This window comes from Arsenicicoccus dermatophilus (genome assembly GCF_046267915.1).
Classification (GTDB): Bacteria; Actinomycetota; Actinomycetes; order Actinomycetales; family Dermatophilaceae; genus Arsenicicoccus; species Arsenicicoccus dermatophilus_A.
Genome location: NZ_CP176520.1, coordinates 2445946 through 2459346, shown reverse-complemented (window position 1 = coordinate 2459346; position 13401 = coordinate 2445946). Strand labels below are relative to the sequence as shown.

At 71.5% G+C, this 13401-nt stretch carries 14 protein-coding genes, 2 tRNA genes and 1 pseudogene; 12 read left to right on the top strand and 5 right to left on the bottom strand.

Going from position 1 to position 13401, the window contains the following annotated elements; translation table 11 throughout:
• Positions 1–2: 2 nt before the first annotated feature.
• The 4 genes from ACK2IS_RS11660 to ACK2IS_RS11645 all read left to right on the top strand — a co-directional run bounded on the left by ACK2IS_RS11660 (position 3) and on the right by ACK2IS_RS11645 (position 3519).
• Positions 3–1007, top strand: a complete 1005-nt coding sequence (locus ACK2IS_RS11660) for an amino acid ABC transporter permease (protein WP_409483490.1) — start codon at positions 3–5, stop codon at positions 1005–1007.
• Between the two features lie 14 nt (positions 1008–1021).
• Complete coding sequence (locus tag ACK2IS_RS11655) at positions 1022–1846, top strand: amino acid ABC transporter ATP-binding protein (RefSeq protein WP_409485670.1); 825 nt, start codon at positions 1022–1024, stop codon at positions 1844–1846.
• Positions 1847–1951: 105 nt separating this feature from the next.
• Positions 1952–2758: a glutamate racemase gene (gene murI, locus ACK2IS_RS11650; protein WP_409483489.1), complete on the top strand. Its 807-nt coding sequence runs from the start codon at positions 1952–1954 to the stop codon at positions 2756–2758.
• Between the two features lie 2 nt (positions 2759–2760).
• Positions 2761–3519: an MBL fold metallo-hydrolase gene (locus tag ACK2IS_RS11645; RefSeq protein WP_409485669.1), complete on the top strand. Its 759-nt coding sequence runs from the start codon at positions 2761–2763 to the stop codon at positions 3517–3519.
• Positions 3520–3562: 43 nt separating this feature from the next.
• Here the strand turns inward: ACK2IS_RS11645 and ACK2IS_RS11640 are convergent, their stop codons facing one another.
• Positions 3563–4033 carry an SRPBCC domain-containing protein gene (locus ACK2IS_RS11640; RefSeq protein WP_409483488.1) on the bottom strand — a complete coding sequence of 157 codons (471 nt, stop codon included), beginning with the start codon at positions 4031–4033 and terminating at the stop codon, positions 3563–3565.
• Between the two features lie 111 nt (positions 4034–4144).
• Complete coding sequence (locus ACK2IS_RS11635) at positions 4145–6340, bottom strand: MMPL family transporter (RefSeq protein ID WP_409483487.1); 2196 nt, start codon at positions 6338–6340, stop codon at positions 4145–4147.
• A gap of 98 nt (positions 6341–6438) precedes the next feature.
• Between ACK2IS_RS11635 and ACK2IS_RS11630 the strand changes: the two genes are divergently transcribed.
• Genes ACK2IS_RS11630 through rdgB form a run of 3 tightly spaced genes read left to right on the top strand, consistent with a single transcriptional unit; the run spans position 6439 to position 8569 of the window.
• Positions 6439–7176: a hypothetical protein gene (locus ACK2IS_RS11630; protein ID WP_409483486.1), complete on the top strand. Its 738-nt coding sequence runs from the start codon at positions 6439–6441 to the stop codon at positions 7174–7176.
• Positions 7177–7190: 14 nt separating this feature from the next.
• A complete protein-coding gene (gene rph, locus ACK2IS_RS11625; protein ID WP_409483485.1) occupies positions 7191–7940 on the top strand; it encodes a ribonuclease PH in 750 nt (249 codons plus the stop codon).
• Positions 7937–8569: an RdgB/HAM1 family non-canonical purine NTP pyrophosphatase gene (gene rdgB, locus ACK2IS_RS11620; RefSeq protein ID WP_409483484.1), complete on the top strand. Its 633-nt coding sequence runs from the start codon at positions 7937–7939 to the stop codon at positions 8567–8569. Before rph ends, rdgB begins: the two co-directional genes overlap by 4 nt.
• Before the next feature lie 106 nt (positions 8570–8675).
• Here rdgB and arfB read toward each other — a convergent pair whose 3' ends face one another.
• The 3 genes from arfB to bcp all read right to left on the bottom strand — a co-directional run bounded on the left by arfB (position 8676) and on the right by bcp (position 9756).
• Positions 8676–9125: an alternative ribosome rescue aminoacyl-tRNA hydrolase ArfB gene (arfB, locus tag ACK2IS_RS11615; protein WP_409483483.1), complete on the bottom strand. Its 450-nt coding sequence runs from the start codon at positions 9123–9125 to the stop codon at positions 8676–8678.
• Between the two features lie 34 nt (positions 9126–9159).
• A tRNA-Leu gene (locus ACK2IS_RS11610) sits at positions 9160–9239 on the bottom strand.
• Between the two features lie 49 nt (positions 9240–9288).
• Complete coding sequence (bcp, locus tag ACK2IS_RS11605) at positions 9289–9756, bottom strand: thioredoxin-dependent thiol peroxidase (RefSeq protein ID WP_409483482.1); 468 nt, start codon at positions 9754–9756, stop codon at positions 9289–9291.
• A 169-nt stretch (positions 9757–9925) separates the two neighbouring features.
• Here bcp and ACK2IS_RS11600 point away from each other — a divergent pair, with 169 nt between their 5' ends.
• The 5 genes and pseudogenes from ACK2IS_RS11600 to ACK2IS_RS11580 all read left to right on the top strand — a co-directional run.
• A complete protein-coding gene (locus tag ACK2IS_RS11600; protein WP_409483481.1) occupies positions 9926–10570 on the top strand; it encodes a DUF3618 domain-containing protein in 645 nt (214 codons plus the stop codon).
• Between the two features lie 158 nt (positions 10571–10728).
• Positions 10729–10803, top strand: a tRNA-Lys gene (locus ACK2IS_RS11595).
• Between the two features lie 63 nt (positions 10804–10866).
• Positions 10867–11343, top strand: a complete 477-nt coding sequence (locus ACK2IS_RS11590; RefSeq protein WP_409483480.1) for a GNAT family N-acetyltransferase — start codon at positions 10867–10869, stop codon at positions 11341–11343.
• A gap of 169 nt (positions 11344–11512) precedes the next feature.
• Complete coding sequence (locus ACK2IS_RS11585) at positions 11513–12712, top strand: IS30 family transposase (protein ID WP_409483479.1); 1200 nt, start codon at positions 11513–11515, stop codon at positions 12710–12712.
• 4 nt (positions 12713–12716) lie between these two features.
• Positions 12717–12965, top strand: a pseudogene (locus tag ACK2IS_RS11580) (integrase core domain-containing protein); the annotation flags it as partial.
• Positions 12966–13401: the final 436 nt, after the last annotated feature.

Sequence of the window (13401 nt, the reverse complement as noted above, 5' to 3'; positions counted from 1 at the left end):
CCATGGCCACCTCCGCCACCGAGCCGGTGCTCCCGGGCGGCCCCGCCGCCGACCGACCCGACCCTGCCGCAGACCGTCCCGGCCCCGTCGACGCGCGACCGGTGCGTCACCCCTGGCGCTGGGTCGCCGTCGCGGTCATCGCCGTCCTGGCCGCCATGCTGGTCAGCTCCTTCGTGACCAACCCGCGCTGGGACATCCCCTACATGCTGCGGGTGATGAACTACAAGCCCGTCCTCAAGGGGCTCATGCTCGGAACCCTCCTCGGCACGGTCATCGCCATGGTGATCGGCGTCGTCCTCGGGGTGGTCCTCGCCGTGATGCGGCTCTCGGCCAACCCCGTGCTCAGCGGCACCGCCGCGGTCTACACGTGGTTCTTCCGGTCGATCCCTCGTCTGGTGCTGCTCACCATGCTCGGCACCGGCATCGGCTATCTCTACCCGCAGCTGTCGATCGGGGTGCCCTTCGGGCAGCAGCTCGCCGGGGCGCTCGGCCTGGACTGGGACGCGACCTTCGCGACGGTGGACATCAACGCCTGGTCCAGCACCATCTGGGCCGGGGCGATCGGCCTGGGCATCTCCGAGGCTGCGTACATGGCCGAGATCGCCCGCGCCGGCATCCTGTCGGTCGACCCGGGCCAGCGTGAGGCGGCGCAGGCGCTGGGCCTGTCGTCCGGCCAGACGATGCGCCGCATCGTGCTGCCACAGGCCATGCGGGTGATCGTGCCGCCGACCGGCAACGAGACCCTCGCCATGGTCAAGGACACCTCGCTGCTGTCCGCGGTCCCCATCAGCTGGGAGCTCTTCTACCAGACCCAGGTCATCGGCAACCGGACGCTCAAGATCATGCCGACGATGATGGCCGCCGTGTGCTGGTACGTCGTGATCTGCTCGGTCCTGATGGTGGGTCAGTACTTCCTGGAGCGGCACTTCGGGCGCGGCTTCGGCAGCAAGCCGTCCAGGCGACAGCAGCAGGTCGAGCACCTGCTCGGCACCACCGGGAGCCACTGATGACGGACGGCGGTATGACGGACGACGCCGGGGCCACCCTGCGGGGGACCTCTCGCGCGACCGCCTCGACGGACCAGCCTCTCGTGCGGGCGCGCAACGTGCACAAGGCCTTCCACGGCAACGAGGTGCTCAAGGGCATCGACGTGGACGTGCACGAGGGTCAGGTCGTGTGCCTGCTCGGGCCCTCGGGCTCGGGCAAGACGACCTTCCTGCGGTGCATCAACCAGCTGGAGTCGATCGACGGCGGCCGGATCTGGGTCGACGGGCAGCTGGTCGGCTATCGCGAGGTCGGCGGCCGGCTGCACCACCTCACCGACGCCCAGGTCGCGGCCCAGCGTCGAGAGATCGGGATGGTCTTCCAGCGGTTCAACCTGTTCCCGCACATGACGGTGCTCGCCAATGTCATGGAGGCGCCGGTGCAGGTCAGGCGCGAGGCCAAGGACGTGGTGCGCGAGCGGGCGCTCGGGCTGCTCGACCGGGTGGGGCTGGCGGAGAAGGCCGCGGCCTATCCCGCCCAGTTGTCCGGCGGCCAGCAGCAGCGGGTCGCGATCGCCCGGGCGTTGGCCATGCAGCCCAAGCTGATGCTCTTCGACGAGCCCACGTCGGCGCTCGACCCGGAGCTGGTGGGTGAGGTGCTGTCGGTGATGCGCGAGCTCGCCGCGTCGGGCATGACGATGATCGTGGTGACCCACGAGATGGCCTTCGCCCGGGACGTGGCCGACCGGGTCGTCTTCATGGACGGCGGGGTCGTGGTCGAGGAGGGCACGCCCGCGGAGGTGATCGGGGCGCCGCGTCACGAGCGCACCCGCGCCTTCCTGTCCCGCACGCACCACGAGTGACCTACCGGGGGCGGTCGGATCCGCCGGGCTTGGTAGCCCAGGCGGATCCGACCGCCCCCGGTAGGGCTTCACGGGTCGCAGGTCGGGCGGCACTATCCTCCTCGGGTGAGCGACGCACCCATCGGCATCTTCGACAGCGGGTACGGCGGGCTGACGGTGGCGCGGGCGGTGCTGGACCAGATGCCCAGCGAGTCCATCGCCTATCTCGGGGACACCGCGCGGGCGCCATACGGCCCCAGGCCCATCGCCGAGACCCGCCGCCTTGCCCTGGAGTGTCTCGACCGGTTGGTCGACCACGGGGTCAAGTGCCTGGTGATCGCCTGCAACACCGCGTCGGCGGCGGTGCTGCACGACGCGCGCGAGCGGTATGCCGTGCCCGTGGTCGAGGTGATCCGCCCGGCCGTGCGTCGGGCGGCGGCAGCCACCCGCAACGACGTCGTCGGGGTGATCTCCACCCGCGGGACGCACCAGTCGCGGGCCTACCCGGACGCCTTCGCGGCCGCTCCGCAGATCCGCGTCGTCAGCCAGCCGTGCCCGCGCTTCGTGGAGTTCGTCGAGTCGGGGGTGACCGGCGGCCGGGAGGTCGTCGAGGTCGCTCGGGAGTACCTCGAGCCGGTGATCGCGCAGGGGGTCGACACCCTGATCCTCGGGTGCACCCACTATCCCCTGCTGACCGGTGTCCTGTCCTATGTGATGGGAGACACGGTGACACTGGTGTCCTCCGCGGACGAGACTGCCAAGGACGTCTACCGCGTGCTGGCGGACGCCGACGCGCTGCGCCCGGCCGACCAGGGGCCCCCCAGCCACGGCTTCACCACCACGGGGGACCCGGCCGAGTTCCGGCGCCTGGCGCGGCGCTTCCTCGGGCCTGAGGTGGACACCGTCTTCGCCGACGACAGGGGGGCGCCGTGAGGATGACCGTGATCGGGTGCTCGGGGTCCTTCCCGGGTCCGGACTCGCCGGCGTCCAGCTATCTGGTGCAGGCCGAGGACGCCGCCGGGCGCACCTGGTCGGTGCTGCTGGACCTGGGCAACGGCGCGCTCGGCGTGCTGCAGCGGCACCTGCGCCTGGGCGCTCTCGACGCGGTGCTCCTGTCGCACCTGCACCCCGACCACTGCCTGGACGTGTGCGGGCTCTACGTCACCCAGAAGTACCGCCCGGACGGGGCTGCCGCGCCGATCCCGGTGTGGGGTCCGGAGGGCACCGGCGAACGGCTGGCGCAGGCGTACGGCGGCGGCGAGGGCTCGGACCTGTACGCCGCCTTCGACTTCCACGACTGGGTGGTCGGATCGCCCGTGACCCTGGGGCCGTTCACGATCACCGCGGCCGAGGTGTGGCACCCGGTGCCGGCGTATGCCGTGCGGGTCGAGGCCGACGGTGCGGCGCTCGTCTACTCCGGCGACACCGACCTGTGCGAGGGGCTCGTGACGCTGGCGTCGGGGGCGACCCTGCTGCTGGCCGACTCGGCCTTCGTCGAGGGCCGGGACGCGGCCCGGGGCATCCACATGACCGGGCGCCGGTGCGCGCAGGCCGCCGTCCGGGCGGGGGTGCAGCGGCTGATGCTCACGCACCTCCCGCCGTGGAACGACCCGCAGCTGTGCCGCGCCCAGGCCGCCCAGGTGTGGCCGGGCGAGGTGGAGCTGGCGCAGCCGGAGGCCACATACCCCCTGTGACCGGGAGCCGGGCTCGGTCGACCACCGTGCCGGGGCATCACCGCTAGCAGGCGGTGAGCTCCTGGAAGGTCGCGTAGAGCAGCCAGAAGTGCTCGCCGGGGAGCGGTGCGCCCGTCAGCGAGCCCTCGAAGTAGCTCAGGTGGGTGATCCAGCCGGGCAGGTAGGACGCCGCCAGGTCGCCCAGGTCCTCGTGGCGAAGCACCAGCAGGCAGCCGTCCGCGCGGTCCTCCAGGGACAGGTCGAGCTGGGAGACCGGCTCGCCCGGGAGCTGCCAGGTCAGGTGCAGGAACTCGCCGGGGGAGCGGTCCAGGACCCGGCTGCGGCAGGGATGGCCGGGGTCGTGCTCGACGACGAGCTCGGCGCCGGGGTCGAACGATCCGCTCACCAGCCGCCCGAGCCACTGCGGGAGGGTCTCCGCGCGGACCAGGTGCTCCCACACGCCGTGCCGGTCCACGGTGAGCACCCAGCCGATCCGGACGCCACCCGACACGGGCCCGGTCTCGAGGAGAGGCATGGATCGATGCTGCGCGGCACCAGGGGGGTTCGCAACCTGCTACCCCGCGATGACGCGGATGCCGCGGGTGACGCGGGGTGCCGCCGGACGCCGCGGGGTGCCGGACGGGGCCTAACGGACGTCGCGGGACAGGGCGGACGGCCACCAGGTGCGCGGTCCGAGCTCGCGGACGAGGGCGGGCACGAGCAGGGAGCGCACGACGAGGGTGTCGAGCAGCACCCCGAAGGCCACGATGAAGGCGACCTGCACGAGGAAGCTGAGGGGCAGCACCCCGAGGGCGGAGAAGGTCGCGGCGAGGACCACGCCCGCGCTGGTGATGACTCCGCCGGTGACGGCGAGGCCGAGGAGCACCCCCTCACGGGTGCCTCGGCGCCGGGACTCCTCGCGGACCCGGGTCATCAGGAAGATCGAGTAGTCGATGCCCAGCGCGACGAGGAAGACGAAGCCGTAGAGCGGCACGGTCGGGTCGACGCCGGGGTAGTCCAGCACCTGGAAGAACAGCACTCCGAAGACGCCCATGGTGGCTGCGAAGCTGAGCACGTTGGCGAGCGTGAGCAGGATCGGGGCGACGAGGGAGCGCAGCAGCAGCACGAGCACCAGGAAGACCACGACCAGGATGGCCGGGCCGACGATCCGCAGGTCGTGAACGCCGGCGTCACGCGAGTCCAGCCCTTGCGCGGCCGTGCCCCCGACCAGGGCGGACCCGTCGATGGGGCGGACCGCCGCGCGGATCCGTCGCACCACGTCCTGGGCGGCGGGGGTGTCGGCGGCGGCCGTGGTGGTCGCCTGCAGCAGCACCCGACCGTCGACGACCTCCGGCGGCTCGCCCGCGCCCGGACGGCCACCGGCGCCGCCGGGCCGGCCGCCGAGGGGGACGGCCGAGGCGACCCCGTCGATCCCCTTGACGGCGGCGGTCGCCCGGGCGAGCCGGTCCTGCGCGACGATCACCTGCACGGGTGCGCCCGAGCCGCCGGGGAAGTGCGCGGCGAGCGCCGTGCCGCCGGTCACGGACTCCACCTGGGTGGTGAAGAACGAGGACTGCGGGGCGCCGTCGGCCTTGATCACCGGGACGCAGGCGGCGCAGGCGGCCAGCAGCAGGACGGAGACGACCCAGGCCCGGCGCGGGTGGTCACCGACGAGCCGGGCGACGCGGCCCCACACGGCGCGTCGGGAGGTGTCGGCCAGGGCGTCCTCGGCGTGCACGTGGTCCACCCGCGGGATGGCGGGCCAGAAGATCCGGCGTCCCGCCAGGCCGAGCACGGCGGGCAGGAAGGTGAGCGCCGTCAGGATCGCCCCCGCGATGCCGAGCGCGCCGATCGGCCCCAGGCTGCGGTTGTTTCCGAGGTCGGACAGCAGCAGGCAGAGCAGGCCCAGGATCACGGTGCCGCCGCTGGCCACGATCGGCTCGACCGACCCGCGCCAGGCCCGGGCGAGCGCGGTCCAGTGGTCCTCGTGGTCGTGGAGCTCCTCCTTGTAGCGGGCGACGAGCAGCAGCGCGTAGTCCGTGGCCGCACCCACGACGAGGATCGACAGGATGCCCTGGCTCTGGCCGGACAGGCTCAGTTGGCCGCTCTCGGCGAGCGGGTAGAGCACCACACCGGCCGCGGCGAGCCCGAGGACCGCCGTCGCCAGCACCGCGATCGGCAGGACCGGGCTGCGATAGACGACGAGCAGGATCATCAGCACCACCCCGAGGGCGACGAGCAGCAGGATGCCGTCGATGCCGGCGAAGGCCGTGGTGAGGTCCGCCGTGAAGCCGCCCGGCCCGGCGACGTAGGCCTGCAGCCCGTCTGCCCGCAGGTTGCCGTCCCGCGCCGTGCGCAGGGCCTCGGCGATGGCTCCGACCGGCTTGATCCCGTCCACCTCGGTGGCGGTGCGGGTGTTGTCCACGGTGACCGGCACCAGGAGCGCCTTGCGGTCCTGGGACGGTATGGCGACGACCGGGCCGGCCAGGAAGTCCTTGACCGTCCGGGTCGAGGAGCCCGGCAGCCGCAGACCCGGCACCGAGTCGGCGTAGCGCCGCACCGCGGCGAGGTCGGCCGGGGTGAGCCCCGAGTCCCGCGTCACCACCACGAAGTACGGCAGCGTGGTCTGCGGCTGGAAGCGGGCCGCCACCTGCCTGGCCTTGGTCGACTCGGCGCCGGCGGGCAGGAAGGACGCCTGGTCGTTCTTCTGCACCGACGACAGCCTGCCCACCATGGGGCCACCGAGCCCCCCGACGGCCAGCCACCCGACAAGGACCAGCAGGGCGACCGCGAGCCAGCGGGGTCGGCGCCGGGCGGTCGGGGCGGGGTGCGAGGCCGTCATACGGTCATCTCACCACGGGAGCGGGTGACCTGCCCGCAGGCTCGGTGGGCCCCGGGGCGGGTGTCCGGCAGGCAGGCACCGTTGGCTAGCGTGGGGCCATGACGAAGGGGTGTGCGGTGGTGGGCGGGGGCACGGCGCGGGTGGGGACGTCGCAGTCGGAGGGGCTGGCGCGCGCCGTGGTCCGGCAGCGTCGGGTGGGGTGGGTGGCGATCGGGCTGGCTCTGGCCTGGCTGGTGCTCAACGCGGTCCTGCTGCGCCGGCTCGTCGCGGCCCACGCGGCCCCGCCGGTCGGCAACGAGCACTGGTGGGAGCTGGAGCGCTCGCTGGAGGGGTGGAGCAACGTGGCGGGCATCGTCGGCGTCGCGATGCTGCTGACGGGCTACACCTGGGTGCGCTGCGCCGAGAGCCTGGCGCAGCGGCTCGACCCGTCCGCCCGGCCGAGCGGTGACTTCGCCAGCCTGCTGGGGTGGGTGGTGCCGGGGGTGCGCTGGTTCTACGGCCCCTGGGTGATGCTCCGGGTGCTGCGGGCCACCGGCGTCGACCGTCGGCTGCGCTGGGTGCTGTGGCCGGTGTGGGCCTACGGCTGGGCGCGGGTGATGGACGTGGAGGTCGGCGCTCGCTCGTCCGGCGCGCACCAGAGCTTCGGGGTCTACGAGGACGTGCTGGCCTTCCGCGACGGGTTGACCAGCTTCCAGGGCGTGCCGGGGGAGTGGGTCGCGCACTACGCCGCCGTGGTGGGCACCACCTGCCTGTGGGTGGCGATCGTCCTGGCCGTGGGTGCGGCGCAGCGTCGCCGGCTGGAGGAGTCGGACGCCGCCGGTCGGCATACGCCCTGACTAGGCTGGGGGACATGACTGATCGCCACGACGGCCGCGCCCCCGACCAGCTCCGCGAGATCCGGATCACCCGCAACTGGCTCGACCACGCCGAGGGCTCGGTGCTCGTCGAGTTCGGGCGCACCCGGGTGCTGTGCGCGGCGAGCTTCACCGAGGGTGTGCCGCGCTGGCTCAAGGGGCAGGGCAAGGGGTGGGTGACGGCGGAGTACGCCATGCTCCCGCGCTCGACCGACACCCGCTCGGACCGCGAGTCGGTCAAGGGCAGGATCGGTGGCCGCACCCACGAGATCTCCCGGCTGGTCGGCCGCTCCCTGCGCGCCGTCGTCGACACGAAGGCGCTGGGGGAGAACACGATCGTCATCGACTGCGACGTGCTGCAGGCCGACGGCGGCACCCGCACCGCCGCCATCACCGGCGCGTATGTCGCGCTCGCGGACGCCATCGCCACCGGACGGGCGCAGGGCGCGATCGCCCGGACCACGCAGCCGCTGCGGGGCTCGGTCGCCGCCGTCTCCGTCGGCGTGGTGCAGGGGCAGCCGGTCCTCGACCTGGACTACCCCGAGGACTCCACCGCCGACACCGACATGAACGTCGTGATGACCGGCGACGGCCGGTTCGTCGAGGTGCAGGGCACCGCCGAGGCCGAGCCCTTCGACAAGGCCACGCTGGACGCGCTGCTGGCCCTCGCGACCGACGGCTGCGCCGAGCTCACCCGGTTGCAGACCGCGGCGCTGGAGCAGACGCCGCGGGAGCGGGTGCGATGAGCCGACTGGTCCTCGCCACCCGCAACGCCGGCAAGGTCCGCGAGCTGCAGGCGATCCTCGCCGAGACGCTGCCGGACGTCGAGGTCGTCGGGCTCGACGCCTTCCCCGAGCTGGAGGACGTCGTCGAGTCGGGCGTGACCTTCGAGGCCAACGCCGCGCTCAAGGCCACCTATGCCGCCCGGGTGACGAACCTGCCTGCCGTCGCGGACGACTCGGGGCTGTCCGTAGACGTGCTCGGCGGCGCCCCCGGGGTCTTCTCCGCACGCTGGGCGGGACGCCACGGCGACGACCGGGCCAATCTCGACCTGCTGCTCGCCCAGCTCGCCGACGTGCCGGACGAGCACCGGGGAGCGCGCTTCCGCTGCGCCGCCGTGGTCGCGCTGCCGGACGGCACGGTCGTCTGCCGGGAGGGCGACTTCCCGGGGACGCTGACCCGGGAGCCGCGCGGGGCCAACGGTTTCGGCTACGACCCGATCCTGCAGGTCGAGGGCGACACCCGCACCGCCGCCGAGCTCGGCCCGGCCGAGAAGAACGCGATCTCCCACCGGGGCAAGGCCTTCCGGGCGCTTGCCCCCGAGATCGTCCGGCTGATCGGTCAGGGCACGAGCGAGCAGTCCGCCGGGTCCTAGGCCGGGCCGCGGCGGGCTGTCCGCACGGTCGTGCCGAGGCGGGCCGGGTCGTCCGCCGGGTCCCGGGCCGGTCAGGGCCGTCCGCCGCGGCGGCTCGACGCCGGGCTCAGTCGTCGCGGGCGGGGCGCGCCCGGCCTGACTTCACGTCGGAGCGACGCGCCTTGGCCGCGAGACGCCGACGCTGAGAGCCCTTGGTGGGCTTGGTCGCTCGCCGGGCGGGCGGCGGCGGGGCCAGGGCGGCCCGGAGGTCCGCGGCGAGGCGCTCGCGCGCAGCCACCCGGTTGCGGCGCTGCGACCGGTGCTCGGAGGCGTCCACGGTGACCACGCCGTCGACCAGGCGGCCACCCAGGTGCGCCACGACGCGGGTGCGCTGGGACTCGGTGAGCGCGGCCGACGACGCCGGCGCCCACGACAGCTGGACGCGCGAGTCGGTGGTGTTGACCCCCTGCCCGCCCGGCCCCGAGCTGCGCGAGAACCGCTCCACCAGCTCGGCCGCGGGCACCACCAGCCCGCGCGGGATCCCCGGACCCGGCGGCACGGTGAGGTCGGTCGTCATACGCCCATGATCGCAAGGGGCGCGGGTGACGGGGTGCGCACGGCGGGACTCGAACCCGCACGCCGGAGCACAGGAACCTAAATCCTGCGTGTCTGCCAGTTCCACCACGTGCGCGGACCCGGTCGGCATGCACCGCCGGGCGTGCGTCCAGGTTAGCGGGACCTCAGTCCAGCCCGAGCAGCCCGCCCAGCATGGCGACATGACCCTTGGCGCGCACGTTGTAGCGCGCGAGCTCGACCCGGCCCTCCTCGTCGACGACCACGGTGGAGCGGATGACCCCGGTGACGGTCTTGCCGTAGCTCTTCTTCTCGCCGTACGCGCCGTACGCCTGCAGCACCGCCAGCTCGGGGTCGCCGAGCAGGGCATAGGTGAGGGACTCCGTCTCGCGGAAGCGCGCCAGCCGCTCGGGGGCGTCCTTGCTGATGCCGACCACCTCGTAGCCCGCCGCCCGCAACCGCTCCAGCGAGTCCCGGAAGTCGCAGGCCTGGGTGGTGCAGCCGGGCGTCATCGCCGCGGGGTAGAAGAACAGGATCACCTTGCACCCGCGGAAGTCCCGCAGCGAGACCTGCTCGCCGGTGTCGGAGGGGAGCGTGAAGTCGGGCGCGAGGTCGCCGGTCTCGAGACGGGTCACAGGGTGCCTCCCAGGGGTGTCGGCGGCGGGTGGTTGCCGCCCGAGCCTAGGGGGTATGACGAGGTCGAGCCGCGTCTGCGCGGGATCCCGACCAGGGCCACCCGCCTGCGTTATCGTCACATCGAGGACCTGCGTCCAGCACGCCTAACGACCGCACGAGGAGATCATCGTGACCGACCAGAACAAGTCCGTGTCCGAGCTCGAGTCCGACATCGCCAAGAGCCGCGAGCGGCTGGCCGCCACCATCGACGAGCTGGCCTTCCGCGCCCAGCCCAAGAACATCGTCGAGGAGCAGAAGCGTGCGCTCCGCTCGACGCTGATGAGCAAGTACCGCTCGTTCATGGGCACCACCACGGACGACGGCTACGGCATCGCCTACGACGAGGACGCGTCCGCGGCGGACATCGCCAAGGCCAAGGCCGAGGACCTCAAGCTGCAGGCCAAGGTCAAGGCGGACGAGCTCAAGGCGCAGGCGACCGCCAAGGCCAGCAGCCTCAGGACGCAGGCGACCTCCAAGGTCCAGGACCTGAAGTCCTCGCGCCCCTCGACCGCCTCCGGCACCTCGGGCCCGGGCTTCACCAGCACCACCACCAACGCCGACGGCACCACGACCTACGTCACGGAGGGTGCGGGCAGCACCGACCTCAAGACGCGCGCCCAGGTCGTCGCCGACCAGGCCCGCCTCAAGCTCGACGAGGTCACCCACGACAGTGACGGCGAGCTGCGCACCGACCGCGTCGCCACGGGCCTTGCCGTCCTCGGCGCGGCGCTGGTCGCGATGGGCGTCGCCAAGCGCAACGGCGACGAGGACTGACGTCTCTGCCTCCGCCCCGGTCGCGTCGTGCGGCCGGGGCGGCGGCATGCCTGGACGCGCGTCCGACGTGTGCGGTGCGCTGGGAGTGGGCCGCCGCAGGAGTGGTCAGACCCTCGATTTCACTGTCGGGCGGGTTGCTGCTAAAGTTTCACCTCGTTGCGCCGCTAGCTCAATGGCAGAGCAAGTGACTCTTAATCACTGGGTTCGGGGTTCGAATCCCTGGCGGCGCACCAGACTTTACGAAGGCCCTGGTCATCCGACCAGGGCCTTCGTCGTGTCCTGACAGTGTGGCCCACATGTCGAGCATCGGCGAGATCGCGCACCTCACGGAGGCAACGTCCGGCGACGCGGCCGGTATGGCGCGGGTCGAGGCAGCCGCGCGCCGCCAGCTCGCCTCGGTCGGTGTCAACCTGGCCGGTGTGGACGTCGGTGGGTTCCAGGAAGACCTGGGCTGGGACCTGGCGATGGTCGCGGAAGTAGGCGGTGATCTCGTCGGGCTGGTCCGCGCCACTGCTGACCTCGATCGAATCCTCGTGGACCAGCTGTCGATCGAGCCCGCCTGGGGCCGCCAGGGCATCGGACCCAGCCTCGTGGGACACCTGTCCATGACCGCGTCCAGCCGGGGTTTCCGGCGCGTGGCCGGCACCACAGGCGGATTCAACTGGTCGCCGCAACACCTTGACGAGGAGGGTGGTGTGGGTCGTGGCGACCGGGCATTGGAGTACGAGGATCAGCGATGTGCCCGAGCCGGCTCGTCGGCAGTGGCGTGCTGATCGGGCGTTGCGTCCCCCGATGCGTTCGCCGGGTCGTCCGCAGCCCTCGCGGGCAGTGCAGCGTGAGTTCTGGCGAGCGATCGCGACGGGCGTGAGCACGGCCGAGGCCGCGCTGGCAGTGGGCGTGTCTGTGCCTGTAGGGGCGCGGTGGTTTCGTCACGCTGGTGGGATGCCACTGCTCATCCTTGCCGAAGCGTCGGCGCGGTACCTGTCATTCGCGGAGCGCGAAGAGATCGCGATCCTGCACGCCCAGGGCGCCGGGGTTCGGGCGATCGGACGTCGGCTGCAGCGTGACCCGGGGACGATCAGCCGTGAACTGCGCCGTAACGCCGCCACCCGTGGTCATCGGTTGGAGTACCGGGCGGGCGTCGCTCAGTGGAAGGCGCAGGAGGCTGCGAAGCGACCGAAGGTCGCGAAGATGGTCGCCAACCCGCGCCTGCGCGACTACGTCCAAGACCGCCTCGCAGGGCACATCACCCATCCCGACGGCACACCCGTGGATGGGCCCGTGCCACCGCAGTGGAAGGGCTTGAACAAGCCCCAACGCACTGATCGGCGCTGGTCCACTGCCTGGAGTCCCGAGCAGATCAGCCAACGGTTAAGGATCGACTTCCCGCACGATGAGGGCATGCGCATCAGCCACGAGGCGATCTACCAGTCCTTGTGCATCGAGGGCCGCGGTGCGTTGAAGCGTGGGCTCGTGACCTGTCGGCGCACAGGGCGGGCGCTGCGCCAACCGCGGGAACGGTCGCGGAACAAGGCCCAGGGACACGTCACCGCGGACGTCGTCCTCAGCCAGCGTCCCGCCGAGGCCATCGACCGGGCCGTGCCAGGGCACTGGGAGGGTGACCTGATCATCGGGACGGGTCGCTCAGCCATCGGCACCCTCGTCGAACGCCATAGCCGCGCAACGGTCCTGATCAACCTTCCCCGCCTGGAGGGATGGGGTGAGCAGCTCCCCGTCAAGAACAGCACCTCCTCGGGCGGGTATGGCGCCGTCGCGATGAGCCAGGCGCTGGCCGCGTCCAGCACGAGCCTGCCCCAACAGCTGCGCAAGACGATCACCTGGGACCGCGGCAAGGAGCTGTCAGGCCACGCCGCGTTCGCCATCGCGACCGGCACCAAGGTGTACTTCGCCGACCCGCACTCGCCGTGGCAGCGGCCCACGAACGAGAACACCAACGGGCTACTGCGGCAGTACTTCCCCAAGGGCACAGACCTGTCCCGATGGTCAGCAGCAGACCTGCAGGCAGTCGCCTATGCCCTGAACAACCGGCCCCGGAAAGTCCTCGGATGGAAGACGCCCGCCGAAGTCTTCGACGAACACCTACGATCGTTGAATCGAGCCGGTGTTGCCTCGACCGGTTGAACCCGCCCAATTCCGTTCGCGCAACTACGTCGCCACCCTCGCGATGACCGGGTCGATGGGGCAGGTCGGAACGAGCGCGGACAACGCGGCGACGGAATCCTTCTTCGCGCTGCTGCACAAGAACGTCCTCGACCGGCGCCGCTGGGCCACCCGTGACGAGCTGCGCCTGGCCATCGTCACCTGGATCAAGGCCACCTATCACCGTTGGCGCCGACAACCCGCCCTGAGCAAGCTGACCCCGATCCAGTTTTAGACCATCAACCAGACCGCTCACCCGGCCTGAAACACCACACCACCACCGTCAACCAGAACGACAGCAGCCCCCCGACTACACCGGATTGTGAAGAGCCACTTAACCCGCGTAGAGGTAGGAAGAGTCAGGCATTCATATAAGTGATTCCAGATAGTCCCGGTGCGGTCCGCACCGGGACTATCTGGAATGAGGAGCCTGGAAGAGACGTATGGGTGGGAAGCTCGAACCTACATGTCTAGCTTTGGTGGGAATTTAGTCAGAGTCGTGCGTGGCTCCTGACTTCCTAAGGAAATAGGTTGTCAAAAGGAGAAGTGCTGCTACAACCCCGGCGGTCACGGCTGTGCTTGGCCAGCTTTGTCCGACCCACGTATGAGCCAGAAGTGCTGTAATTGCAATAACGACAACCATGAAGATATAATGCAGAATTCGTTTCATG